We start from the raw sequence: 26418 nt of genomic DNA, 5'->3' as shown, positions 1-26418 counted from the left end.
TTGCAGCGGGAGAACGTGCGTTGCTCGATCTAAGCTTCGTCCGCCGCGGCGGGCGCACCGTGATCGACCGGCGTCTGTTTGCCTGGCCGTTTGTTCTCACGCGCAGCTTTCACGTCGACCGGGACCGGCCGGATCGCCTCACCGTGATCGTCCAGACGGGAAGCGGGGCAGTTCATGGCGAGGACAATCTCGCGCAGCGTCTCACGCTTGGGCCCGGAACGGCCGTATGCCTGGCCAGCCAGGGCGCGACATCGGTGCATCGTGCGGAGCCGGCCACGCGCGCCAGGGAGAGTGTAAGGCTTCATGTGGAGAATGGCGCCAGCCTCGAATACCTGCCTGAGCCGCGTATTCTGTTTCCCGACGCGGCATTGTCACAGACCATCGAACTCGACTGCGCGATCGACGCTTATGCGTTAATCTTCGATGCGTTCACGATGCACGACCCCATCGGCATAGGGCGCCATTTCCGTGAATTGGAATCGACGTTCTGCCTGAGGAGATCATGTAGCGAGCCGCTGCTGATTGAGCGGACCCGTCTATACCGGCCAGAGCGTAGCATCTTTCGTGGCTATGGAGCTTTTGGATCAGCATTCATGGTGCTGCCCCCAGGTCATGACCTTGCGGAGATCCAAAAGAAGTTGGCAACAGCGCTGGAGGGAATCCGAGGGCTCTATGGAGCCGCGAGCGCGTCGCCAGCGCAGGCGGGGCTCGGGATCCGTCTTGCGGCCCTGGAGCTGAGGTGCATCCGTCAAGCTTTTGAGGGCATCAAAGCGATCTACCGCGAAACGTTACCGAGACCGTTGACCAATTTTTCCTGATCGACGGGTAGGGTGGGGCTCGAAGGACTACGTGGAAGGCTCCAGCACGAGCTGGTCGCCGGCGTTAGTAATTTTGCTCCAGTCGTACATCATCGGAACCATTTGCACGGCGGCCCAAAGCGCATGCTGACCGGCAAAATGCGGGCTCGCGGGGTGCCCCGACGCGCCGTGGAACACGACCCAGGCGCTGTTGTCCCAGCTACCCACATCGAAGACATAGCGTGCCACTGCGCCATAGGCTGCGGTGAGGCCTGACGAGGCCCAATAGCACGTGCGACGAATGCCCATTTTTTGCCGGACAAGCCCCAAGATGCGATCGGTAAGTCATTGATTTCTCCTAACCCGCGGCTGACTCTTAATCAGCGGGTCCCAGGTTCGAGCCCTGGTGCGCCCACCAAGTCTTTCAATGACTTACCCTCGCGAACCGTTTGAGACGACCGAACTAAAACGGTTTTCAAACGGTGTTTTTGTGTGCAGGTCAAAGGGTTCGCTCTCCGCATTGTGATCGTCTTACGAGCGCATGGCCGCCGCAACGCAAGGTCGATCCTTCCGCGGGGTCTGACGACCAAGTGAAAGTGCCCTCCGTCGCCGAACTCCCTTCACGATGATCATCGAGCGGATCGACTTGGCCCTCTCAAGGCTGAAACAGGGGTCCGATTTCGCCAGGGAGCGCCAAGATATTACTGATCATCGATGGCCTTTTTGTCCGGGGCAGCTTCTTCGTCTCGAGCCAGGCCACTGCGTCGGGTCCATCGACGACGCACGCGAAGGTTCCCAGGTTGGGTCCTCCAGGTGTGGCATCGAACTCGATACAGCTGACATTATCGGCGGTGTGGCACGTCGCGTGGATCATGGGATCCCTCCGTTCGCCGGCTAAGTTTATCATCGCTGCCTCGCACGCCCTCAGGCTTTGACCAGATCCCCCAGCAGGTTCGCCGCCACAGTCAGCTTGGCGAGCGTCAGGCCGCTGGCGGCAATCTCCTCGACCGAGCGGCGGATGCGCGTCGCTTCGGGGTGAGCCGCGAGCCAGGTCTCGACGGCATGCTGGCCGGACTGGCCGGTTGCCAGCATATCCGCGGCCAGTCTTCTTTCGGCGCCAGCGATCTGCTCAACGGCACGATCGATGGCCATACGTTCGAAATAATCGTTTGCCGGCACGCTGCGCGCGGCGGCGATGATGCGGTCGAGACGGAAATTGGCTTCCGCAGCGTAGAAGGTCGCGGCGGCATCGCCGATCGGGCGGCTGGTGCGCTCCGCAACCGTCACGATATCGGGTGCCGAGACCAGAGCGTCGAGATCGGCGAGTTCGCCGGCGAGGCCGACCGGAATACCGGCGTCGGTCAGGTCCTGCCGCCGCTTGGCACGTGCGGCCTGCAAGTCCGGCGGCAGGGTGGTGTCGAGCCCGGTGACGATCTGGCGGATCGCCGGGCCGAAGCGCGCGACGACGGCCTCCAGCCCATCCTTGAAATCGACATTGCGCACGCACCAGACCATGCGCGAGAGCAGGAGGTCCTGGATCGCCGCGTAAAGCCCGAGTTGCAACTGCCCGTCGATGCGGGTGTCGAGCGCGTCGATCGCGTCATTGAGTCGCCTGAGCTCGTAGATCGCGTCCACCGCCACCTGCGCCATGACGATGGTCGAGATATCGGCGTCGGTCTCGTCGGTCAGGCGCACGATGCAGGCCGGCCCCCCGCGGTTGATCACGGCATTGACGAGACTGGTCGCGATGATCTCGCGTCGAAGGCGATGGAGCTCGACCGCGGTCGGGAATTTGGCCGGCACCTCGCGCGGAAAATAGAGGGACAGTCTGCGGGCGAGATAAGGATCATCAGGCACGCCGGTCGCGAGCAGGTCTTCGTAGAGCGTCAGCTTGGCGTAGGCGAGCAATACGGCAAGCTCAGGCCGTGTCAGGGCTTGGCCGCGCCGTGTACGCTCGGTCAGCGCTGCGTCGTCGGGCAAGAACTCGACAGCACGGCTGAGCAAACTGCGCTGCTCGAGCGACTGCATCAGGCGGGTCAGGAAGCCGGTCTCGGCTACGCCCTTGCGCTCGACGAGCGAGAGCGCCAGCGTTTGCAGATAGTTGTTGCGCAGCACCAGCGTTCCGACCTCGTCGGTCATCGAAGCTAGCAGGCTGTTGCGGTCGGCGGGGCTGAGGCGTCCCTCGCGTTCGGGGCGTGCTAGCGCGATTTTGATATTGACCTCGACGTCGGACGTGTTCACGCCGGCCGAGTTGTCGATGGCATCGGTGTTGAGCTTGACACCTTTCTGCGCGGCTTCGATACGGCCACGCTGGGTGACGCCGAGATTGGCGCCTTCGCCGATCACCCGGGCGCGAACATCGGCTCCTGCGATGCGGATCGGATCGTTGGCGCGGTCGCCGGCCTGATCGTCGCTTTCCGCCGACGCGCGGATATAGGTGCCGATGCCGCCGAACCACAGAAGGTCGCCGCGCGCTTTCAGGATCGCGGTCATCACCTCGAACGGCGTGGCCTGCGGCTTGTCGAGATCGAGCAGGCTGCGCACTTCCGGTGCGAGCGGGATCGCCTTGAGCGTGCGCGAGAACACGCCGCCGCCTTGCGAGATCAACGACTTGTTGTAGTCCTGCCAGCTCGATCGCGGCAGGTCGAACAGGCGCCGCCGTTCGGCGAAGCTGATCGAAGGATCCGGCGAGGGATCGATGAAGATGTCGCGGTGATCGAATGCCGCGACAAGCTTCGTTGCCGGCGAGAGCAGCATGCCATTGCCGAAAACGTCGCCGGACATGTCGCCGACGCCGACCACGGTGAACGGCACGGTCTGGATGTCGGTGCCCAGCTCGCGGAAGTGGCGCTTGACCGCTTCCCAGGCGCCGCGCGCCGTGATCCCCATCTTCTTGTGGTCGTAGCCCTGGCTGCCGCCGGAGGCGAAGGCGTCGCCGAGCCAATGATTCTTCTCGGCCGAAATCGCGTTGGCGATGTCGGAGAAGGTTGCGGTGCCCTTGTCGGCGGCCACGACGAGGTAGGGGTCGTCGCCGTCATGGCGCACGGTGGATTCGGGCGGCACGACGATGTCGCCGTCGAGATTGTCGGTGAGTTCGAGCAGCGAGCGAACGAAGATGCGATAGGCCTCGGTGCCTTCCGCGAGCCAGGCGTCGCGATTGGAAGGCGGCGGCAGGCGCTTGGGCACGAAGCCGCCCTTGGCGCCGACCGGCACGATCACGGCGTTCTTGACCTGCTGCGCTTTCACCAGGCCGAGGATCTCGGTGCGGAAATCCTGCGGCCGATCGGACCAGCGCAAGCCACCGCGCGCAACTTTGCCGAAGCGCAGGTGAATGCCTTCGAGACGAGGTGAATAGACGAAAATCTCGTAGAGCGGTCGGGGAGGGGGGAGGTCCTCGATCTTGCGCGCGTCGAACTTGAAGGAGATCACCGGACGCGGATGTCCATCCTCGCCGATCTGCCACAGATTCGTGCGGATGGTCGCCTGCACCAGATTGGTGAAGCGGCGCAGGATGCGGTCTTCGTCGAGCGAGGCAACGGATTTGAGCTGCTCCTCGACCTCGGCAAGCAGGGCCGTCTCGCGTGCCGAGCGCGTGGCATCCGTGGAGGCGAGGCGTGGATCGAGGCGGGTCTGGAACAGCGCGACGAGGCTGGCCGTGATCGCGGCGTTCTTGCGCAAGGTCTCCCACATATAATCCTGGGTGAACGGAGCGCGGATCTGGTGCAAATAGCGCGACAGCGCCCGGATGGTCGAGACTTCGCGCCAGCCCAGGGCCGTGCGCAGGATCAGGGCGTTATATCCATCGGATTCGGCGCGATCGGTGACCACCGCCATGATCGAGGCTTCCAGGCGATGGCTGAATTCCGGGGTGATCTCGATCGGCTGGCCGTCGCTGGTCTCGATCGTCATCTCGTGGAGCCAGACCGGCTCCGGCCTGTTGCCGGGCACGATCTGATATGTGCGTTCGTTGACCACGCGCAGGCCGTGATTTTCGATCACCGGCACGCGATAGGACAGCGATAGCGGTGCGGCGTCGGAGAACACCTTCAGCCCGAAGCGCCTGGGATCGTCCTCGCCTTCGAAGCGGTGAACCGAAATCGTCACCGGGCGGGCCGGCGTGAGCTTTTCGACGGTCTTGATATCGGCGATCACCTGTTCCGCGCCGAACACCTCGGTATAGCCGCCGCTAAAGGCCTGGGCATAGCGATTGGCGAGCATGCGCGCCCGCATGCCGTCGGTCGACGCGGTGAGCGCGGCCTTCAGCTTGTCGGCCCAGGTCGCGGCAATGGCGCTGATCCCGGCTTCGAGCGTGGCGCGCTCGACGACGGGCGTTTTGCCTTCATAGCGCCCGATGATGAAGTGGACGCGCGCAAGCGCGCCTTCAGGGAACGATACGTAGGAAGCCGACAGCGTCCCCTTGTAGACCTGCGACAGGAAGGCACCGACGCGCGTGCGGACGTCGGTGTCGTACTTCTCGCGCGGAATGAAGGTGAGAATGGAGACGAAGCGATCGAACTTGTCCACCCGCGCCAGGGCCCGGACGCGCGGGCGCTCGTAGAGGATCAGGATCTCCATGACGAAATCGTAGAGCGTGTCGACGTCGATCTGGAACAGTTCGTCACGCGGATATTCTTCGAGAATATGCATGAACGCCTTGCCGGAATGGCCGTTCGGGTCGAAGCCGGCGCGTTGCAGCACCCGCGTCACCTTGTGGCGGACATAAGGGATCTGTCGTGCCGAGCGGGTATAGGCGCCTGAGGTGAACAGGCCGACGACCCGCAATTCGCCCTCCAGCCGGCCGTCGGGCGTATAGAGCTTGATGCCGACATAATCCATGCGGATGCGACGATGAACCCGGCTGGAGACGTTGGCCTTGATAACGATGAGCAGGGTGGGTTCGTGCATGAACTCGCGGATTTCCGGCGTCATCACCACCATTTCGCTACCGCGGCGCAGGACCTTCGTATCCGGATCGCGGAGGATGCCGAGGCCTTCACCGGTCGTGATGTCGTCCGACGCCTCGCTGTCGGGCGAGAAGCGAAATTCGCGCACGCCGAGGAAAGTGAAATTGTCCGCGCAGAGCCATTGCAGGAACTGGTTGGCTTCGGCGACCTCGTCGATCGGCAGCGGCGGCGGATTGGAAGAGAACGTCTTGATCGCTTCCTCGACGCGGTCACGCATGGCGCGCCAGTCGATGACGCAGGCGCGCACGTCGTTCAACGTTCTGGTGAGGCCGTCGATCAGCTTTTGGCGATCGGCGTCGGCGTCCAAGCGGGTGATGTGGAGGTGAATCAGGCTTTCGCGCGCGCCCGTTGCTCCCTCCGGCAGCGTTTCGCCGTAGAAACGCAGGAGCTTGCCTTGGTCATCGCGCTCCACCGCGATGATCGGGTGAGCGACGAGGGCGACTTCGATGCCATGCTCGGCCAGCTCCGCCATGGTGGAATCGAACAGGAAAGGCATGTTGTCGTTGAGAATCTCGACCACGGAAATCTCGCGCCCGTCCGGCATCATCGGATTGACGACGCGGATATCGGCGCTGCCGGCCGTGCGTCGCTGCACGTGCTCCCAGGACTGTTCCGCCAGGAAGGCCAGCGACGAGGCATCGTGATTGGCGAGGTCCTCGACATTGGTGTAGCCGAACAGAAGCTCGGCAAACCGGGGAGCCTTGGACGGCTGCACGCTTCCCGCTGCATCCCGGATCAGGGTTGAACGGGCTGTATCGTCACGCCAAGCCATAGTGTCCTCCATTTGCCGGGCCGTCCGATCGCAGCCGCGATTGTGCTTTTGCGCCGCACGATAAACGCATGGCTCGGGCTCCGCTCAACGTCTGATCGGCGGCGATCGTGAGAGGAGCCCGGCCGTATTTCCCTGGCTGAATTTCAGTGATGCGCCGAGACGCTCCTGACGGTCTCGGTCAGCATGTCGCCCGAGGCGGAACGGCTGACGTCACCCAGACTGATGATGCCGACCATCCGCTTGCTCTTGTTGATCACCGGCAGCCTGCGGACCTGCAGCTTCTCCATGTGATGCATCGCCTTTGCGAGGTCATCGTCGTCCCGGCAGCAATGAATGCCTTCGGTCATCACATCGCGCGCCGTCGCGCGGCCGGCATCGAAGCTGTGGCTCGCGAGCCCTTTGCAGACGATATCGCGATCGGTCACCATCCCGACCAGCTTGTCGTCCTCGCCGACCGGAATGCAGCCGATGTCATGCGCCCGCATCAATTTGGCGAGCTCGGTGAGAGGGGTGTCGGGGCTGACCCAGTCGACGCCCTTGTGCATCACGTCTTTGACTTTCATGGCGAGCCTCCGATCCTGGATTTCAGGTGCATTGATGCAATGCAGCAGCACCCCCAGTTTCTGAACTGTACAACCGATCGGGTGCGAGGTCGCAGGAGAAAGCATCATTCCTTGGCGATCCGACCAGACGCACGCCGACTCTGTCGCCGCAACTCTCCTGAACAATTTAACTGCGACTTCGCGACCCGAGTTCCCGCCCAGCATCGCAAAGGCAGTGGGCGGTGCACAAAATCCTCAGTCGTGCGCGCTAAAGCGCCCGTGCGGCGCGCTGGCCGTCAGGCGCGCAAACTGCGCGTGACCCATATGAAGCAGCGTCTCATGATCGCCGGCTTCCATATAGATGTCCGGCTGTGCCTCGATGCTGTCGTCGACGATGATATCCAACCCGTAGCATTTGCCGACGGCAGGAACTGCACCGTGTGCACAGTCGCTGAACAGCCGATTGATCTCGGTTACATCGGCCATGTGGACATTGTCGCCGAGACTTGTCCTCAGGTCCGACAGGCGGAGGTGATGCGATGCGGGCAAGATGGCCAGCATGTATTCGCCGTCACGCCGCAACACGATGCCCTTGGCGAGGCGGTCGCCCGAGATATGGCATGCCTCGGCCGTTCGCGTGGACGTCATGCTGAGTTCGTGCGGGATCACCTCGTATTGGATGTTTTCAGCGGCTAGGTATTTCTGGAGCGTGGGAGCAATGGCCATGACATCACCTCCGGTGCAAAATGCAAACCATCCACCGTGAGATCTTCCCTGCAGACTCTCGCCATACGATGGGCGGCTGCCTGACTATAGACCCAACATAGGTCTTCCATCCGCAATTATATACGGGTTCGCAAATATATTCAGTGTGGCGCGCCCGACCGCGAAAATCGAGCGGCGGGCGTCTCTCATTTCCGCTATACTGAAACCATGACGATCCGGATTACCGGACCCAAACGGAAGGTACCAAGGCAAAGTGCCGTGGTCGGGCTCCTGGTTGCGGCCGTCGTCATTGGGACTTGCCTCATCCTGCTCGCGCTCGCGAGCGACCTCCTGGTCGACTGGCTGTGGTTTTCCTCGATCGGTTATCCGCAGGTTTTCTGGACAACAATCGGCGCCGAAGCCGTCATCTTTCTTGCAGTCTGGACGGGAACCACCGTCATCTTTTGGTTGAACGGATGGCTCGCACTGCGCTTTGCCCGACGGCGGTCGACGCAGCTTGTCGCCGCTCCGGGGTGGAGCGCCGCGGGCAACGCGCCGCCGGATCTGCTTGCGCTTGTGCGCGATCGACTGCGGTGGCCCTGGTTGATCGCAGGCGGGGCAGCTTTGCTCGCTCTGCTTATCGCTGCCGCAGAAGTCGGCAACTGGGGCGTCTTCCTGCGGTTCGTCTATCAGGTGCCATATGGCGCAGACGATCCGCTCTACAACAAGGACATCGGCTTCTATCTCTTCTCGCTGCCCGCCTACATCCTCATCAAGAACTGGATGATGCTCGCGCTCGTTCTGAACGGGCTTTTCGCCGCGGCGATCTACTGGGTGCACGGAGACATCGAATACGACGTTTACCGCCGATCAATATCGCCGTCAGCGATCGCTCATGGTTCCGCTCTGCTTGGTTTTCTCTTCGCGGTAAAAGCCTGGTCCTATGCTCTCGACCGCTATCTGTTGCTCTATGTCGACAATAGCGTCGTCGTCGGCGCGAGTTACACCGACGTGCATGTGGGGCTGCCAGCGCTGTGGCTGATGGTCGGACTCTCGATCATCGCGGCGCTTGCCGCCTGGGCGAACATCCGGGTTCGCACCTACCGGCTTCCGGCCGTGGCGATCGTGCTCGTCGGCGTCGGCACGTTCGTGCTGTCCGGCGTCGTCCCTGGGCTATTCCGGCAGTTCTTCGTCAAACCAAGCGAGTTGGAGCTGGAGAAGCCCTACATTGAGCGCAACATCGCGCTCACCCGGCAGGCATATAATCTCGATCAGATCGCAGCCAAGCCGTTTACCGCCGAGCAGAAGCTTTCCCCCGAGGTGCTCGAAGCCAACAAGGCGACAATTGAAAATATCAGGCTGTGGGACTGGCTGCCGCTGTCGGATACCTACGCGCAACTGCAGGAAATCCGCACCTACTACAAATTCCATGACCTCGACGTCGATCGTTACTGGCTCGATGGCTCCTACCAGAGCGTGATGCTCTCTGCCCGCGAACTGCGGTCCTCCCTGCTGCCGCCGAACGCGCAGACCTGGGTCAACCGCCATGTGCTGTTCACCCACGGCAACGGTGCGGTCATGAGTCCGGTCACACGTAAGAGTGCCGAGGGACTGCCGCTCTTCTATCTGCGGAATATTCCTCCTGTCGCAGACGTCGGTCCCAGGCTCGACGAGCCGCGCATCTATTTCGGCGAGCAGACCGACGACTACGTCATCGTCAAGAGCAGCACGCCGGAGTTCGATTATCCGAAGGGGAAAGAGAACGCCTATGCGGCCTATGGCGGCGCCGGCGGCATCCCGATCGGGGGAATGGCCACGAGAATGCTGTTTGCCTACTATTTCAACGACCCGAACCTGGTTCTTTCAGACTACATTACGATCGACAGCCGAATCATGATCCGGCGCAATATCCAGGAGCGGGTGAGCACGATCGCTCCGTTCCTCAGGCTCGATCATGATCCTTATCTGGTCGTCAGCAGTGGGCGCATGTTCTGGATGCAGGACGCCTATACGACGAACTCCTATTTCCCGTATGCAGAGCCCACACAGGGTCTCGATCTCAACTACATTCGCAATTCGGTGAAGGTTGTCGTTGATGCGTATAACGGGACTGTCGACTTCTACCTGATCGATTCCGGCGACCCGATTGCGGCGACCTACCAGCGCATCTTTCCGAGCTTGTTCAAGCCGTTCACGACGATGCCGCCGGATTTACGGAAGCACATTCGCTATCCGGAAGACCTGTTCCTGATTCAGGCCCGACTGTACCAAGCCTACCACATGGAAGCGGCCGACGTTTTCTACAACCGCGAGGATCTCTGGCAATTCCCGCGTCAGCCGGGCGGCGACGGCATCTCGACGATGACCCCCTATTACATCATCATGCGATTGCCCGGCGAACCGCAGGCCGAGTTCTTCCTCATGCTTCCCATGGTACCGAGCCGCCGCGACAACATGATCGCGTGGCTCGCCGCGCGCTGCGACGCGCCCGACTACGGCAAATTGATCGTCTACGAATTCCCCAAGGACAAGCTTGTCTACGGGCCGTTCCAGATCGAGGCGCGGATCGATCAGACCACCGAGATCTCGCAACAGCTCACGCTATGGAACCAGATGGGCTCGCGGGTGATCCGCGGCGCGAATTTGCTTGTGATTCCGATCGACAACTCGATCCTTTATGTATCGCCACTCTATCTGCGGGCGGAGCACGGACACCTGCCGGAGCTGAAGCGCGTGATCGCAGCTTATGGTGAGCGCGTCGTGATGAAGGAAACGCTCACTGAGGCGTTGTCGGCCCTGTTCACGGAATCCGGTTCGGCGCCGGTCGCCTCGAGCAGGACGGAGGAAATGCCTGTCACACGCCCGTCGGCAAGTCAGGCACGGGAGGCGCTCGACCGCTACAATCAGGCCGTTGAACGATTGAGGTCCGGCGACTGGAAAGGCTTTGGTACGCAGTTCGACGCAATGCGCGAGCTCCTGGAGGAAATGAACCGACACTCCGCCGACCGCTAAGGGCCTCAACGTCTTAAGTTTAGCCCTGCTTCCAACCCGGAAATTGCGAACGCCGCACTAGCGTGAGCCTACGCTACAAATCAGATCGCGATTTCAACAACATAAGAGTTCGCAGCTTTATTCTGAGTGGAGCTCCAGAGATTTCAGTGACTTAGATTGTCACCCTCCTTCCCGCGTCGCCTTGACCAAGTTAACGCCGGGTATCGTGAACGTGCGGCGCCCCCGACGGCGCGACCTAGAACGGAATGTCGTCATCCATATCGGAACGCTTGTGCTCAATTCGCTTCGGCGCGCGTACCGGTTCGTATCCCTGCCCCATCGCGCGATGCAAATATGAAATCTATCGAGCAGCATTCTGCAGCATGCCCGATTGGGGTGTGGCATAAATCTGCTCTCGGACGTGAGCCTGATATTGATCCTGGAGTTCTGTTACTTGGTAATTCCGTTCCTTGGTCGAGAGGGAGAAAGTGGCCTTGCGCACGGATGAACGAGACGTTCGCTCGAAGCGTCTTTTGCGGCTCCTGCGAGGCGCGTGGGTGTTGGCAACACTCATCGCTTCCAGCGTGTGTTCGCAGGCGGCGGCCCAAGATATGCGATTCCGTGAGTTCTTAGCGCCGCAACGATCTCCGGAACGGAGCGCCGGGACCAGTACCGAGACTCCTGGGTTCAATCTTGTTTCTTGGGGACCTTATTACGACGAACCGAATGGAGCTTGCGGTTATGGAACCGGAATGTTCCTTTTCTCCAGCGATCGTATTCGTTTTGTCATGCCGCTCGCCGGCAGCGAATCCAATCAAAACTTGGCCGGGGCGAGGGCCACGCTGACGGATGACAGCCGACAATTGATCTTTGAGATCAAATCCGACAGCTGCATCTACCGGGCGACTGTAGAAAAAACAATTCGGAAAGGCGGAGACTATCAAATCGTGCCATTCGACAATAAGCCTTCGGTAGAGGTGAATAGCCCGGAGCTTCGGATATGGATGGGGACATTCTCCGATTCTGAGGACACCTGCTTTTCTGCGACTGGAATGTTCTATTACTCGAATGACAAAATGCGCTTTGTCATGCCGATCCATGTCATTCCCGATCAGATTGAGGGGGGCGGACCGAACAAGAATTTCGGCGGCTCTCTCGAAAGCAGCACGGATGGCAACCGACGATATATGACGGAACTCAAGTCGCCGAATTGTAAGTACCTTATCACCATCGAGAAATCGGTGAAGGTCGATGGAGAGTTTCAATTGATGCCGGCGAGACGTTCGATAACGCCGACCAAGGCGCCCTCTCCCTGATCCACCCTCAGATCGAGAATCTTGAGCACGGGAAGGCGTACTTTTGCGGTTATCATTGCCGTTGGTGAGGAACAGCCAGGAACGTCGCTGAACCAAGATGGAGACTTGATGAATATTGGGTGGACGCTTGGCCCTCGCGCCGTGACGGTAGGTGGCTTGGCTCGGGCGCTGCTCGTCGCGCTGACTGCTTTGACCGCGCCCAGCCGGTGCTTTTCGAGATTGGCATGACCGAAGACCAGGCGTTCAAAGCGCGCATCGTGCGTGACATGGGGGAGCATAGTTCCTCCTTATTGCTGCAGGTCGTGAGGCGCCCGCATGCTGGTTTCGGCTATGCTTGGCAACTCAATCGTGGCAGCGGAACTGCTTTGCGCAGTGGACGCATTCTTCGCGTTGACACGTAACGGCAAAGTCATACGCTGCGCGCACCGCCAACGAGACCAGCGCGCCATCGAGGCGCGGAGAAGGGCAGCAATCCACCATGGTTTCACAATCAGCATTGCCGCGCCGTCCCCTCGGCCGGACCGGGCTCGAAGCCTCCATCCTCGGATTTGGAACCGCGCCGCTCGGCGATCTCTTTCTCGAACTCGACGACCAGACTGCGATTGCCGCCGCAAGCCGCGCCTTCGAGCTCGGCGTCAATCTGCTCGATACATCGCCACACTATGGCAATGGCCTGTCGGAGCATCGCTGCGGGACGGCGCTCCGCCGCGTGCCGCGCAGGGACGTGGTGCTTTGCACCAAGACCGGTCGCTGGATGGATCCGTTTCACCAGCCGGAGACTCGATCCGGATTCGTCGGCGGACAGCCGCACCGGGCTGTGGTCGACTATTCCTATGACGGCACCATGCGATCGGTCGAGCAGTCGCTGTTGCGGCTTGGCACCGACCGGATCGACCTGCTGCTGATCCATGACGTCGATGTGTGGACCCATGGCAAGGACGCGATGGAAGACCGGTTTCGCGAAGCGATGTCCGGGGCCTATGTAGCGCTCGACAAGCTTCGCGGGGAGGGTGTGGTCGCGGGCATCGGCATCGGCGTCAACGAGGCCGAGATGTGCGTGCGCTTTGCACAGGCCGGATCCTTCGAGGTGATGCTGCTCGCCGGCCGCTATTCGCTGTTGGAGCAGCCGGCACTTAAGGAATTCATGCCGCTGGCGCTGAAGCAGGGCATCGCGGTGCTGCTCGGCGGCGTCTTCAATTCGGGGATTCTTGCGACGGGCGCCATCAAGGGCGCCAAGTACAATTATCAGGATGCGTCGCCCGAGATCCTTTCGAAGGTTGCCGAGATCCAGCGTATCTGCGCAGCTCATGGCGTAGCGCTGCCGACGGCCGCTCTACATTTCGCGCTCGGTCATCCCGCCGTCGCTAGCGTGGTGCTTGGAGCTCACAATGCGCAGGAGGTCGAGTGCAACGTGGCAGCGCTGACCACCAAAGTGCCAGCCGCGCTCTGGAGCGATCTCAAGGCCGCGCGCCTGCTGGATGCGGAAGCGCCTGTTCCGGGGTAGAGGGGATGAATCTTGGTTGAATCGATACGAGCCTAGAACTCGCCTCTCTCCACTGGGAGAGGTGGAGCGCGACGACCGGCCGTACTCGATCTCATCCGATGGTTCGCCGCTACTTCCCGGCACCCGTCGTCAGACCGCTGACGATATAGCGTTCGAGGAAGATGCCGACGACGACGAGCGGCGCGATCGCGGCCGTCGATAGCGCGGCCATCGACCACCAGTTGATGCCTTGCGAGCCGGTCTGGCTTGCTACCATCACATGTCTTGGCATCGGTGCTGGTGAGCAACGCGGCGAAGAAATATTTACTCCAGCACAGGACCAGTGAGAGCATAACGGCGGCGACAATGCCGGGGACCACAAGCGGAAGGATGATGCAGGAACGCGCCACAGTTCGACAGACCGTCGACATAGGCGGCTTCATCGAGTTCGATCGGTATGGCATTGAACTGGTCGCGCATGATCCAGATGACGATCGGCAGCACCGTCAGCGTGTAGAGCAGGATCAGCCCGAATGTGGTGTCAAGGAGCGCCAACGCCTTGTAGAGCACGAGGAAGGGCAGGGCGAGCACGACCGGCGGCAGGATCAGCTGCGACATGAAGAAGAAGAGGATTTCGTCGTTGCGCATCCATGCGAATTTGTAGCGAAAGCGGCTGAGGCCGTAGGCGGCGAGCGAGCCGAGGATCAAGGCCAGCGCCGATGCGCCGACCGAGGTGATGATGCTGTTGACGAAGCGGTTAACGAACGCAGACTGCGCAGTGGAGTTCCGAACAACGTATCCGGCGACAGTCCGAGCGAGCGCCATCCTTTCCAGTCCGGCTGAAAGTCTACCCAAGGGATCAAATGCGCCTGGGTTACGTCGACCGCGGATTTGAAGGAGGTCGTGACGGTCCAGTAGATCGGGAACAGGCAGATGAAGGTCCAAAGCAGCAGCGCGGCGTAGATCAGCGCGCGACTCAGCATCCGCTTGGCGCGCGGTGCGACGAGGGCCCTACGGGCGGGACGCGATGCCAGGGGCGTGACAGACAAGCGTGCAACTCCTTCAGGTGACCCGTTGCGTCCATCGTTTGGACAACCGCAACATCAGCGTCAGCAGCACGATGATCAGGCGCAGATAGACCATGGCAAGTGCGGTGCCGTAGCCGAAGTTCGAGCGGTCGCGGTAGACACGATAGATGAAACTGGACACGGTATCGGTGGCGCCGCCGGGGCCGCCTGCGGTGACGTTGATCACGACGTCGGCGAACTTCAGCTTGAAGATGATGCGGATGATGAGCACGGTGATGCTCACCGGCAGCATGATCGGAAAGGTCACGTGCCAAAACGATTGCCAGCCGTTCGCGCCGTCGACCGTGGCGGCCTCCTGCACCTCCTTGGGCATCGCCTGTAGGCCTGCGAGCAGGATGATCATGATGAAGGGAATGGAGACCCAGGCATCCATCGCCTGGATGGTGAAGCGCGCCATCCAAGGAGATGCGAAGAAGGCCGGGTTGTCCCAGCCGAGATAGCGCGCCAGCGTCGCGGCCGGGCCGAAGCGATATTCGAGCAGCGATTTTCCGGTCATCCAGCTCACGGCGACGGGGCTCAGCATCATCGGCAGCAGGAACACGATGCGAAAGAATTTTCGCGCGCGGATCTCGGCGCTGAGCGGGAGCGCGAGGCCGAACGCGATCGCGTACTCGCCGAGGACTGCGACCGCTTAGAAGATCATGTTGCCCAGCGCGTTCCAGTAATAGGTGTCGTGGAACATCCCGACGAGATTGTCGAAGCCGCTGAAACGCGGGCCTTCGACCGAGCTGAGATTCCAGTCGAGCGAAGCGATATAGATCCCGAAGATGGTCGGGAAGATCACCACCGCAATGGTGAAGAACACTGCCGGCAGCAGGAACAGCGAGCGCTGGCCGCGCTCGCCGCGGATCAGCACTTGAGCGATGGCGAAGGCGACGGACCAGATGAGATAGGCGATGAGGATCAGTCGCCAATCGGAGAACCCGGCCGCGGTCGCGCCGGCCGTTGTAGGATCTGAACGAGGAGTACGAGCAGGAAACCGAGCGACGCCAGCGCGATAAGCGCGCGGCCGGCGGTCTTCCGCCTGGCCGGCGCGCGTGCTACCGCGGGCTGGTGGTGCAGGTCGTCGGTCACCGGAGCTGAATTCTGCATGGCAATCGAACTCTGCCGATCCTGAATGACCGGTCGGCCGCCGGGCAAGTTTTCGGCTGGCACCGCGAGAGCGTTGCCAGCCGAGGGTCTTCGTGATGCTCGTGCAGCTACACGCCGAGCGAGGCCTTGTAGAGTGCGATCTGCAGCTCGCGGCCGATCTGGTCGGTCAGCTTCTCCCAGGCGGCGGCGATGTTGTTCGCGCCGGTCTGCGCGTCGACCTTGCCGGCAAAAATCTTCGTCAGCTCATCCTCCGCGATGCTGTAGTACTGGAAGATGCCGGGGATACGTGGCTCGACCGCCCGGTTCGGATGATTGTAGGAGCCAAGCTGCGAGTTGAGGTAGGAGGTGATGTATTTGCGGTCATAGCCCGCGGCCACCCATTCGTCGAACTGGAAGTGGCTGGTGCGGTGGGCTTGGAAGCCCGACGTATACATCACCATCCACAGCGACAGATCCTTGCCGCCGAGATGCGCAGCCGCGCTCCAAGCGGCCTTGTGCTTCTTCTCGTCGCCATTGACCCTGGCCATCACATAGACGCCCCAACCGAGATAGGCGCAGCTCGGCGCGTGGTTCGGACCGCTCGCGAGCTTGTCCTACTGTCCGGTCTTGGAATTATAGACATCGTCCGATCCCGGCAGGATGTCGAAGCCGACAATATCGCCGATGACCGAGGTGTCGCTCGCCTTGGCGACTCGTCGCACTTATAGTGACGATACGCGGTGAAATCCGAGCGAGCCGACAGGATCGGCGGCGCCGGAAGTAGCCGCCACCGACTGAAAAGAATAGCGAGAAGGAGGCCGCCTCAGTTGGCGGCTATTCGCGCTACTTCGTGAATCGAAAGGGGCCGCTGCGAGCGCGGCCCCTTGCCGGTTAGTCTGAAAATTTGTTCGGAATGAAAAGCTAGCCCCGGCAAAAATTAGATTAGAGTTTTCCACAGCCAAGCTGGATTCCGGGAAAGTACGGTGTTCCGCTGCCGGAACTAACCGCCGTCTTGTGAAGGAGGTCATTAGTCGACCGCCTTCGCCTTACCAAAGAAGCCAAGCATCTTCGAGAGGAGGCGGAGAATCTACCACCCGGTGAGGAGCGCGATACCCTCTTCAAGAGGGCCCGGCGAAAGGCCCTGCAGGCGGACGCCTTGCGCACAAACAAATGGCTTTCATCACAGGAATTGCAGCCACCAAAATAACCCCCACCCGTACGGCACAGGTGGACCCTGTCCGCAAGCCGAGCCACGCGGAAAAATGCAGAACTAGCACCGGACGGCGTATCTTCTGCGTGTCGCAACGACTCAGTGCTGGAATCGAGTCCGTCGACGGTCTTCAGCTCGAAGCTCGACGAGCCGCAATTGCAGTCATCTCGAGCTTGACGCCGGGGCCGAGGTCGGCGGCTCCGATGACCGCACGCGCCGGCAGGGAGGCATCTGCGAAGTATGCTTTCCAGGCCGTATTGAATGCGGCTTTCTCGCTGAGCTTCGTAACGAAGATCGTCACTTGCAGGACATGTGACCGGTCAGATCCCAGTGTTTCCAGCAAGCGCGACAATTGGTCGAGTACGTCGTTTGCCTGACCGGCCATATCGAGGCTTGTGTCCTCGGGGACGATCCCGCCGATGTAGAGCACGCCGTTATGCTCGACAACCTCGTGGAGCAACCCCTCATACGGTAGGACGCGCTTGATCATAGTGGCCACCTTTGACGTTGCCGGGACGGCGAAAGTTGTACGGCGTATTGTCGCCCACCAGACAAGTCAACACGCCTCATCATCAACGCGTTCCAGCCTGGCGCGGGTGCGCCCGCCATCCTCAGAGCATCACACCCAGCCACCATCGACGATATAGTTCTGAGAGGTACAGGCGGAGGCCTCGTCGGAGGCAAGGAAGACGGTGAATTTCGCGACCTCGTCCGGCACCAGCCTGCGCTTCAGGCACTGTCGCTGCTGCAGTTCGATCTCGCCCGCCGGCGTCATCCATTTCTCGAGCTGGCGCTCGGTCATGATCCAGCCCGGCGCGATCGCGTTCACGCGGATATTGTAGGGGCCGTAGTCACGCGCCAGCGAGCGCGTCAGGCCGATCACGCCCGATTTGCTGGCCGTGTAGGCGGCCATGCCGCCTTGTCCGGCAATCCACGACACCGAGCCGAAATTGATGATGGCCCCGGCATTCGCAGCCTTCATGTCCGGCAGCACGGCTTGCGACGCAAAGAACTGGTGCTTCAGATTTACCGCGACGCGGTCGTCCCAATATTCCGGCGTCATCTCCTCGGTCTTGTGCCGTTCGTCATGCGCGGCGTTGTTGATCAGGATGTTGATCGGGCCGTGCGCCTTGCGTGCCTCCGTCACGCCGGCGCGCAGCGCGGGGATGTCGGTCAGGTCGACGTGCTGGAAATGCGCAGCCAGTCCTCGATCGGATAGCTCGCGCGCCAGGCGCTGGCCTTCATCGACCTTGATGTCGAAGAACACGACCTTGGATTTTTGCTCCGCGAAGCGCCGCACGATCGCAGCGCCAATTCCCGCCGCACCTCCGGTGACAAGCACGACCTTGCCGGCGAGGTCGGAATAGATGGCAGCCATGGGCACCTCCCAGTTTGTTGCGGGCCGCGCGATGGGCCGCCCGACTCTTTTCCGGACCTTAGCCATTCCTATCATGAGGTGCATAGGTCAGATTTTAAGTTGCGTACCTCAAAAATTGAAGGCAGGATTGCAGCCAATGAATAAGAGCCGATTGGGAGGATGTGATGAGACTGCTCGGGAAGCTGGGATTCGCCGCGGCCGCATGCCTGTTTGGCGCCAACGTAGCCGCAGCCGACACCACGGTAAAATGGCTGCACATCGAGGCCAATCCGGCCCAGGTGAAGATCTGGGAGGAAGTCGCGCGCAGCTATGAGGCGTCGCATCCGGGCGTCAAGGTCGAGATGCAGTTCCTCGAGAACGAGGCCTACAAGGCCAAGCTGCCGACCATCCTGCAATCCAAGGACCGACCGAACATCATCTACAGCTGGGCCGGCGGCGTCCTGAAGACGCAGATCGAGGCCGGCGTCCTCGACGACATCACCGATCAGGTGAAGGGCTATAGCGACAGCCTGACGCCGGCGGCGCTCGCTGCGTTCACGAGCAATGGGCGGGTCTATGGGCTGCCCATCGCGCTGTCGCAGGTCGGCTTCCTCTGCAACAAGGAGCTGATGGCCAAGGCGAAGGTCGATCCCGCCGGGATCAAGAGCTGGGACGATCTGCTTGCCGCGGTGAAGACGTTGAAGGCGGCCGGTGTGACGCCGATCGTGGTCGGCGGCGCCGACAAATGGCCGTTGCACTTCTACTGGACGCATCTTGCAGTGCGCGTCGGCGGCAAGGCGGCTTTCGATGCGGCGCTACGCGGCGAGAACGGCGGCTTTGCCGGCGAGACCTTCCTGAAATCCGGAGAGCTATTCAAGCAACTCGTTGATCTGCAGCCGTTCCAGAACGGTTTCCTCGGCTTCAAGAACCCGCAGGCGGTCGGCTATTTCGGTGACGGCAAGGCCGCGATGACGCTCGCGATCAGCACAGTTTATAATTTGCAGCGCGCGCTCGCCGCCGACAAGGTCGGATTGAGCGAGGACAAGATCTGCTGGTTCGATTTCCCGGTTGTATCAGGCGGCAAAGGCGCGCCAACGGATACGCTCGGGGGCATCACCGGCTGGCTGATCACGAAAGACTCGCCGAAGGAGGCGGTCGATTTCCTGAAGTACTTCATCTCCAAGGATGTGCAGACGCGGCTCGCGGCGGGCAACTACATCATCCCCGTGGTGCAGGGCGCGGACGCCGGCCTCAACAATTCCTTCATGAAGCTGATCGCGGCCAATCTCGCCAAGTCGAACTACCACCAGAACTTCTACGACCAGAGCCTCGGCCCTTCGGTCGGCCGCGTCGTCAACGACGTCACCGCGGAGATCGCCGGCGGCAGCATGAGCCCGCAGGACGCAGCCAAAGCGATCCAAGCGGCGTTCAAGCAAGGTAACTGACGGTGGCGCGGCGGATGGCGATTGCATCGCCGATGGGCGTTGCCGGCGAGACGGTGCCGCAGGCCGCGGTTCGCGGCCCGAGCTGGGACGGCCGCTTCACCGTCCTGATCCTGTTCCTGCCGCCGGCACTGCTGCTGTTCACATTGTTCGTGGTGCTGCCGATCGGCGAGGCGGCCTGGTACTCGGGCTTCAACTGGAACGGTTTTGGCAGGCCGACCAACTGGATCGGCTTCGATAATTACCGCTTCGTGCTGGAGACCCGCGCCTTCTGGCTCGCGCTGCGCAACAATGGGCTGATCATTGCGGTTTCGCTCGCGGTCCAGCTGCCGCTCGCACTCACGCTCGCCTTGATGCTCGCCGAGCGCTTTCGTGGCGCCGTGGCGCTACGCATGCTGTTCTTCATGCCCTATATCCTGGCCGAGATCGCGACCGGGCTGATCTTCTCTTTCGTCTATGATGGCGACTACGGCCTGGTCGCCTCGATCTGGCGTACCTTCGGCGCGGAGGCGCCGCATCTGCTGGCCTCGACCGACACGGCGATGCTGGCGGTGCTGATCGTGATCGTCTGGAAGTATTTTGGCTTCCACATGATGCTGTTCATTGCGGCGCTGCAGAGCCTCGACAAGAGCCTGATCGAGGCTGCGCGGATCGACGGCGCAACGCGCTCGCAGGCTTTGCGCCATGTCGTCATCCCCTTGCTCTATCCGACGATCCGGCTCTCAGTGTTCTTCGCCATCGTCGGCTCGCTGCAGCTGTTCGATCTCGTCATGCCGTTGACGCGCGGGGGGCCAGCGGATTCCTCCAACACCATGGTGAGCTTCCTCTACAACAACGGCATCTCGCGCATGCGGGTCGGCTATGGCAGCGCCATCGGCGTCATCCTGTTCGTGATCTGCGTGACGTTCGCCTTCACCTACAAGCGATGGTTCATGCGCGATGAGTAGTGCAGAGGTCACCCGCGCGCCGTTCGATCCCGCCGTGCTGTTCAAGACGGCGTTCCTCGCCGTTGTTGCCATCTTCGTGCTGGTGCCGCTGCTTGCGACCTTGCTTGGCGGCTTCAAATCGCTCGGCGAATTGCGCGTGAATCCGTTCGGCTGGCCCACGCACTGGGAGTGGCAGAATTACGCCGACATCTTGTTCTCCGCGCGTTACTGGCAGCTCCTGCGCAACTCGCTGATCATCTCGACGCTGACGGTGATATTGACCCTGATCACAGCTTCGATGGCGGCGTTCACCTTCGCGCATGTCAAGTTCTACGGCTCATCGATGCTGCTGAGCTACCTGACGCTCGGCCTGCTGTTTCCGGCCGCGACTGCGGTACTGCCGTTGTTCATCAAGGTGCGTGATCTCGGGTTGCTCGATACTTATTTCGGCGTCGCGCTGCCGCAGGTGGCCTTCAGCCTCGCCATGAGCGTGCTGCTGCTGCGGCGCTTCTTCAGGGACATTCCCCATGAGCTGCTCGAGGCGGCGCTGGTCGATGGCTGCAGCTACATCAAGTTCTTCCGCTACGTGACGCTGCCGCTGTCTCGGCCGATCCTGGCGACCGTCGGCACCATCACCTTCGTCAACAGCTGGAACGCCTATCTTCTGCCGCTGGTGATGCTCAACACCGATGCGCTCTATCCATGGCCGCTCGGCATCATGATTTACCAGGGCGAGTATTCGTCCGAATGGCACCTGATCCTGGCCTTCATCACGCTCACCATCCTGCCGACGATCATTCTGTTCCTGCTGGCACAGAAGCACATCGTCGCCGGCCTCACTGCAGGCGCGGTTAAGGGATGAACGGTACCTCACGGAGATCACAATGAGAAAAGTCGGCGTCGGAATCATCGGCTGCGGTGTTATCAGCACCGCTTACCTCAAGGCAGCGCAGCGCTTTCCGGTCATGGAGGTGAGGGCATTGGCCGATATGCGCAGCGATGTCGCGGAGCGGCAGGGCGCCGCCTTCGGGCTGCCGGCAATGCGGGTCGACCAACTGCTCAAGCGCGACGACGTCGAAATCGTCATCAATCTCACTGTGCCGCTGGCCCACACTGACGTCAGCCTCGCAGTGCTGAACGCCGGCAAGCACGTTCACTCCGAGAAGCCGCTCGGCATCGACGTCGCGGAGGCCCGCAAGGTGATGGATCTCGCCGCGCAGAAGGGCCTGCGCGTCGGCTGCGCGCCCGACACGTTTCTCGGCGGCGGCCACCAGACCGCGCGCAAGCTGATCGACGACGGCGCGATCGGCACGCCGGTGGCCGGCAGCGCCTTCTTCGGCTGCCCTGGCCACGAGCGTTGGCATCCGGCGCCGGGATTCTATTACTTGCGCGGCGGCGGGCCGATGCTCGACATGGGCCCGTACTACATCACCGATCTCGTCCAGCTGCTCGGTCCGGTGGCGAGCGTGATGGGCTCGACCGCGCGCCCGAAATCCGAGCGTCTGGTCACCAGCCAGCCGATGAACGGTGCCCTGATCCCGGTCGAGGTTTCGACCCACGTCGCGGGCACGCTCGAATTCGAGAGCGGGGCGGTCGTCTCGATCGCGATGAGCTTCGATGTGCCGAAACACCGGCACGCGCCGATCGAGATCTATGGCGACAAGGGCAGCATGCTGGTGCCGGATCCGAACCGCTTCGGCGGCGAGGTGCAGGTCGCGAAGACCGGCGGCGAATGGGAGACGATGCCGTTGACACACGGTCATGTCGAAGGCGAATTCCGTTCCATCGGCGTCGCCGACATGGCCTCCGCGATCCTGAATAATCGACCGCACCGTGCCAGCGGCGCGCTCGCCTTCCATGTGCTGGAGGTGATGGAGGCATTCCAGACCTCCGCCGACGAAGGGCGTCGCGTCAAGATCGAGAACCGCGTCGAGCAGCCGGCGATGCTGCCGGCCGGACGTGAAACCGGACAGATCGAGTGAGGGAATGACCATGCGCAAGGCTTTGATTGTATGGGGCGGCTGGCCGGGACACGACCCCGATCTTTGTGCCTCGATGATCCGCGGCTGGCTCAAGGCGGAAGGCTTCGAGGTCCGGATCGAAACGACGACGGAGGCATTCGGCGATCCGGCGATTCATGATCTCTCGTTGATCATCCCGATCTACACCATGTCGAAGATCGAAAAGGCAGACGCGCTCAATCTGTGCGCAGCGGTGCGTGGCGGCGTCGGGCTTGCCGGCCATCATGGCGGCATGTGCGATGCGTTCCGTGAGTCCGTCGATTACCAGTTCCTGTGCGGCGGGCAATGGGTTGCGCATCCGGGCAACATCATCGACTACAAGGTCGACTTGACGAAGCCGGATGATCCCATCATGAAGGGCCTGAAGAGTTTCGAGCATCGTTCCGAGCAGTATTACATGCATGTCGACCCCGCCATCGAGGTGTTGGCGACGACGACCTTTACCGGCGAGCACGCCTCCTGGATCGACGGCGTGGTGATGCCGGTGGTCTGGAAGAAGCGATATGGCGCGGGCAGGGTGTTCTATTCCTCGCTCGGCCACCGCGCCTACGAGCTCGACGTCCCGGAGATCCGAACGTTGATGACTCGCGGCATGCAGTGGGCGGCGCGTGAATGACAGCTGGCGCGACGCAGCCGGCCGTTCGCGCCACGCTGGAGGACGTCGCGCGTGCGGCGGGCGTTTCGCTCGCCACTGTCGATCGCGTCGTTAACCGGCGCGAGGGCGTGCGCGCCAAGACCGTCGCGCGTGTCGAGGCTGCCGTCGCCAAGCTCGGCTACCGCGCTGATGTGGCGGCCGCACGGCTCGCACGCGGGCAGAGTTTTCGCTTCGCCTTCGTGCTGCCGTCCGGCAGCAACAGCTTCATGACCAACCTGACCGAACAGGTCCAGCGCACCGCGGACTGGCTCGCCGGCCAGCGCGGTTTCATCGATATCCTCCATGTCGATGTGTTCGATCCGGATGTGCTGGCGGTGGCGCTGGAAAACCTGTCGCCGGCCTATCAGGGCGTCGCCGTCATCGCGCTCGACCACCCCAGGGTGCGCGCCGCGATCGACGAGCTCACCGCGCGCGGGGTCGCCGTGGTGACCCTGGTGTCGGACGCGCCGAGCTCGCGCCGCCTGCATTATGTCGGTATCGACAACCCGGCCGCGGGGCGGACTGCATCGACGCTGATGGGGCGCTTCCTTGCCGGGCGCGAGGGGACGGTCGCCGTGATCGCGGGATCGTTGTCGCTGCGCGATCACACCGAGCGACAGTTTGGCTTCCACCAGATCCTGTCCAGCGAGTATCCGAACCTGCGCGCGCTACCGGTCATCGAGGGGCGCGACGACAGCGCGCGCACACGGGAGCTCACCGCGGCGTTGCTCGCACGCCATGCCGATCTCCGCGGCATCTATTGCTGCGGCGCCGGAAACCGTGGCATCGCCGATGCGCTCGAGGCCTCCGGTCGCGCGCGCGAGGTGGTCTGGATCACCCATGAGCTCACTCAATACACGCGGCGTTTTCTGGTCCGCGGCACGCTCGATGCCATCATCAACCAGGATCCGGGCCACGAGGCGCGGTCTGCGGCGCGCGTCCTGCTCGCGCATTGTTCCGGCGAGCCGATCAGCCCTGACCAGGAGCGCATCCGCATCGACATTTTTCTGCGGGACAACCTGCCGTAAGTTCGAGCCTCGCCTCTCAGCCCCACCGTATCGGTTTGCCGCCTTGCTTCGCACTTTCTTCGGCGAGGATCGCGATACGCGTGGCGCGTAGGGCGTCCTTCGCCGGAATCTCCAGGGCTTCGCCACGCGCGAGATGATCGAAGACGAAGCCGGGAGGCGAGCCGCCCGGGGGAAGGTCGATCTCACGTCTCGTTCGTGTTGCGGTTTCAACGAGCAGCCGGTTCTCGGCGAAGAGAACGTCCGCGCGCCCGCGCGTCCCCGAGATACGCATGGCATAGTCGCCATGGCGGGGAGAGGCTTCCGGCTGAATCCAGTCTACCTCGATTGAAAATTGCGGGCCGTTGTCGCAGGCGAGGATGGCGCGTCCCAGGGCGGGAAAGCTCGTCGTGCCGGCAGCCGGGGTGGGCGAGACCCAGCCACTGATCGTGCCGCTGGTGTGTCCCGTCAACCAAAGCGCCAGATCGATGTCGTGGACCGTCAGGTCGGCGAGAATGCCGCCATAGGTGGACGGCTCGAACATCCATGCCGGACGACGGCTTGGTACGAGCTTGTGCGGCCCGGTCGAACTGATCGAGACGATGTCTCCCAATTCGCCGCTTTCGAGAACCGAGCGGAGCGCGAGCGTGACCGGATAAAAGCGCTTCTCGAGCAGAAGTGTCAGCAGGCTGCGCCCGGCGAGGGCGTCCTCAATCAGGGCGAGCTGGGGAAGTGTCACCGCCATCGGCTTGTCGACGATCGCAAAAATATTCCGGCGCAGCAGTTCGGCCACGATCGGAGCCCGGAGGCCGAACTCGGTGAAAACAGCCACGGCCTCGACCTTGTGCGCCTCCAACAACGCGATTGGGTCGGCATAGCCGGGAGCCTGCGTGCGTCTTTCGAGTTCGGCGAGGCGCGCGGCGTCGTGATCGGCGACCGCCGCGATCCTGACGTCGGTCCTGACAGCGATCTCCGAGAGCACGTATTCGACATGCGGATGAGCCGCGCCAATGATGGCAATGTCGAGCATGGAAGGGGTACTATCGGCCATCGAGCGACACCTGCGGCGAGACGTCGTTGGGGGTAACGGCGCGACCTTCCGCGGCCGAGCGATAGATTGCGGTGACCACGCGCGTAGCCTCGAACCCATCCCTGAACGGAGTGGCGGGCGCCCGTCGCTCCCGGACCGCCTGGACGAAGTCGCGCCATTGCGCGATATGCCCCTCGATGCCGATCGCCTTGGGATCGTTGGCGGCACTTCCTGGTCCCGTCGCGCTCGCCGGCTGTGGGACACCGGGAAAATCCCAGCGAACGATGCTGTCGTGTGCAAGCTCGCAGCTGCCGCGATCAGTGAACAGGCGCAACATGGCCGGCCGTCCCGGCGGCAGTGCCGTGCTCGTCACGATCACGCCCAGGGTGCGGGATGTGAAGGACAGCAGGGCCGCCGTCGTGTCCTCGATCGCGTGCGCGTGTCCGAGTGTCGCCGTCCTGCCTTGAACACTCGCCACGGGTCCGAATAGCCAAAGCATCAGATCCAGATTGTGGACGCCTTGGTTGAAGAGCGAGCCGCCGCCGTGATCGGCTTCGGCACGCCATGGCTTCTCCGCATAGTAGGCGTCGGAACGATACCAATGGATCGCCGCCTCGATCAGGCGCGGTTGCCCGAGGTGGCCCGCGTCGAGCAGCGTCTTGATCGTCTGGTGTTGCGGTTCGAGACGACGCTGCGAAACCACGCCGCATGTCAGCTGCGAGCTCTCGGCCGCACGAACCAGCGACGCGGCCTCTGCCGGATCGACGCAGAGGGGTTTCTCGACAAGCACATGGCGTCCGGACCTGATGGCGGCAAGTGCTGCGTCATGATGAGCGCCGCTCGGGGTGCAGATAACGACCGCGTCGATGTCTGCACCGGCCAGCATGGCGTCGGTGGTTGCAAATGTCGGAACGGGTTCGCCATCGACGCATGCGGCAATCTGCTCGGGCGTGCCGCCGGCGACAGCGGCCAAAACGGTCACGTCGAGCGCCCTGATCGCTCGCGCGTGCGTTTCACCGATCGCGCCTGGACCGACCAACCCAATGCGAAGGCGGCTCATCTCAC

General features: G+C 62.1%; 19 protein-coding genes and 3 pseudogenes. 10 read left to right on the top strand and 12 right to left on the bottom strand.

Annotated elements, in window-relative coordinates:
* Positions 1-20 precede the first annotated feature (20 nt).
* The gene (locus FXB40_RS05390; protein WP_246207390.1) at positions 21-818 is read left to right on the top strand and encodes an urease accessory protein UreD; all 798 of its coding nucleotides are present in this window, start codon (positions 21-23) and stop codon (positions 816-818) included.
* Positions 819-845: 27 nt separating this feature from the next.
* Here FXB40_RS05390 and FXB40_RS05385 read toward each other — a convergent pair whose 3' ends face one another.
* The 4 genes from FXB40_RS05385 to FXB40_RS05365 form a co-directional block, all read right to left on the bottom strand.
* Entirely contained in the window at positions 846-1127 is a 282-nt protein-coding gene (locus FXB40_RS05385) for a penicillin acylase family protein (protein ID WP_246207388.1), read from the bottom strand.
* A gap of 594 nt (positions 1128-1721) precedes the next feature.
* Positions 1722-6545, bottom strand: a complete 4824-nt coding sequence (locus tag FXB40_RS05375) for an NAD-glutamate dehydrogenase (RefSeq protein ID WP_148771159.1) — start codon at positions 6543-6545, stop codon at positions 1722-1724.
* A gap of 131 nt (positions 6546-6676) precedes the next feature.
* Positions 6677-7096 carry a CBS domain-containing protein gene (locus FXB40_RS05370; RefSeq protein WP_148771158.1) on the bottom strand — a complete coding sequence of 140 codons (420 nt, stop codon included), beginning with the start codon at positions 7094-7096 and terminating at the stop codon, positions 6677-6679.
* 234 nt (positions 7097-7330) lie between these two features.
* Positions 7331-7801, bottom strand: coding sequence for an aminoacyl-tRNA deacylase (locus FXB40_RS05365; RefSeq protein WP_148771157.1), 471 nt, complete (start codon positions 7799-7801; stop codon positions 7331-7333).
* A 207-nt stretch (positions 7802-8008) separates the two neighbouring features.
* On the opposite strand from FXB40_RS05365, the gene FXB40_RS05360 reads away from it, so the two are divergent.
* Positions 8009-10792, top strand: a complete 2784-nt coding sequence (locus tag FXB40_RS05360) for a UPF0182 family membrane protein (protein WP_148771156.1) — start codon at positions 8009-8011, stop codon at positions 10790-10792.
* Between the two features lie 473 nt (positions 10793-11265).
* Entirely contained in the window at positions 11266-12087 is an 822-nt protein-coding gene (locus tag FXB40_RS05355) for a hypothetical protein (RefSeq protein ID WP_148771155.1), read from the top strand.
* Here the strand turns inward: FXB40_RS05355 and FXB40_RS05350 are convergent.
* Positions 12033-12365 carry a hypothetical protein gene (locus FXB40_RS05350; protein WP_148771153.1) on the bottom strand — a complete coding sequence of 111 codons (333 nt, stop codon included), beginning with the start codon at positions 12363-12365 and terminating at the stop codon, positions 12033-12035. The genes FXB40_RS05355 and FXB40_RS05350 overlap by 55 nt on opposite strands.
* A 200-nt stretch (positions 12366-12565) precedes the next feature.
* Here FXB40_RS05350 and FXB40_RS05345 point away from each other — a divergent pair, with 200 nt between their 5' ends.
* Positions 12566-13591 (top strand): aldo/keto reductase, encoded by a 1026-nt coding sequence (locus tag FXB40_RS05345; RefSeq protein ID WP_148771152.1) that lies wholly within the window; start codon positions 12566-12568, stop codon positions 13589-13591.
* Positions 13592-13700: 109 nt separating this feature from the next.
* Here FXB40_RS05345 and FXB40_RS05340 read toward each other — a convergent pair.
* From FXB40_RS05340 to FXB40_RS05320, 5 genes and pseudogenes are all read right to left on the bottom strand, one after another.
* Positions 13701-14553, bottom strand: a pseudogene (locus FXB40_RS05340) (carbohydrate ABC transporter permease).
* Positions 14554-14632: 79 nt separating this feature from the next.
* Positions 14633-15750, bottom strand: a pseudogene (locus FXB40_RS05335) (carbohydrate ABC transporter permease).
* Positions 15751-15857: 107 nt separating this feature from the next.
* Positions 15858-16436: pseudogene (locus FXB40_RS05330) on the bottom strand (sugar ABC transporter substrate-binding protein); the annotation flags it as partial.
* Positions 16437-17069: 633 nt separating this feature from the next.
* Positions 17070-17429 carry a RidA family protein gene (locus FXB40_RS05325; RefSeq protein ID WP_148771151.1) on the bottom strand — a complete coding sequence of 120 codons (360 nt, stop codon included), beginning with the start codon at positions 17427-17429 and terminating at the stop codon, positions 17070-17072.
* A gap of 129 nt (positions 17430-17558) precedes the next feature.
* Entirely contained in the window at positions 17559-18317 is a 759-nt protein-coding gene (locus tag FXB40_RS05320; protein ID WP_148771150.1) for an SDR family NAD(P)-dependent oxidoreductase, read from the bottom strand.
* Between the two features lie 164 nt (positions 18318-18481).
* Here FXB40_RS05320 and FXB40_RS05315 point away from each other — a divergent pair, with 164 nt between their 5' ends.
* From FXB40_RS05315 to FXB40_RS05290, 6 genes are read left to right on the top strand one after another with little or no spacing between them, the layout of a single operon-like run.
* Positions 18482-19741, top strand: coding sequence for an extracellular solute-binding protein (locus FXB40_RS05315; protein ID WP_148771149.1), 1260 nt, complete (start codon positions 18482-18484; stop codon positions 19739-19741).
* Between the two features lie 14 nt (positions 19742-19755).
* Positions 19756-20685 carry a carbohydrate ABC transporter permease gene (locus tag FXB40_RS05310; RefSeq protein ID WP_430646639.1) on the top strand — a complete coding sequence of 310 codons (930 nt, stop codon included), beginning with the start codon at positions 19756-19758 and terminating at the stop codon, positions 20683-20685.
* Entirely contained in the window at positions 20678-21526 is an 849-nt protein-coding gene (locus FXB40_RS05305; protein ID WP_148771147.1) for a carbohydrate ABC transporter permease, read from the top strand. The genes FXB40_RS05310 and FXB40_RS05305 overlap by 8 nt, the downstream gene beginning before the upstream one ends.
* Before the next feature lie 22 nt (positions 21527-21548).
* Positions 21549-22646 (top strand): Gfo/Idh/MocA family protein, encoded by a 1098-nt coding sequence (locus FXB40_RS05300; protein WP_148771146.1) that lies wholly within the window; start codon positions 21549-21551, stop codon positions 22644-22646.
* 10 nt (positions 22647-22656) lie between these two features.
* Positions 22657-23301: a ThuA domain-containing protein gene (locus FXB40_RS05295; protein WP_148771145.1), complete on the top strand. Its 645-nt coding sequence runs from the start codon at positions 22657-22659 to the stop codon at positions 23299-23301.
* Positions 23298-24347, top strand: a complete 1050-nt coding sequence (locus tag FXB40_RS05290) for a LacI family DNA-binding transcriptional regulator (RefSeq protein WP_148771144.1) — start codon at positions 23298-23300, stop codon at positions 24345-24347. Before FXB40_RS05295 ends, FXB40_RS05290 begins: the two co-directional genes overlap by 4 nt.
* A gap of 16 nt (positions 24348-24363) precedes the next feature.
* Here FXB40_RS05290 and FXB40_RS05285 read toward each other — a convergent pair whose 3' ends face one another.
* A complete protein-coding gene (locus FXB40_RS05285; RefSeq protein WP_148771192.1) occupies positions 24364-25353 on the bottom strand; it encodes a Gfo/Idh/MocA family protein in 990 nt (329 codons plus the stop codon).
* Between the two features lie 10 nt (positions 25354-25363).
* Positions 25364-26413, bottom strand: coding sequence for a Gfo/Idh/MocA family protein (locus tag FXB40_RS05280; RefSeq protein ID WP_148771143.1), 1050 nt, complete (start codon positions 26411-26413; stop codon positions 25364-25366).
* Between the last annotated feature and the right edge of the window lie 5 nt (positions 26414-26418).

This window comes from Bradyrhizobium rifense, assembly GCF_008123425.1.
GTDB lineage: Bacteria > Pseudomonadota > Alphaproteobacteria > Rhizobiales > Xanthobacteraceae > Bradyrhizobium > Bradyrhizobium rifense.
This window is presented reverse-complemented; position numbering and strand designations above follow the sequence as displayed.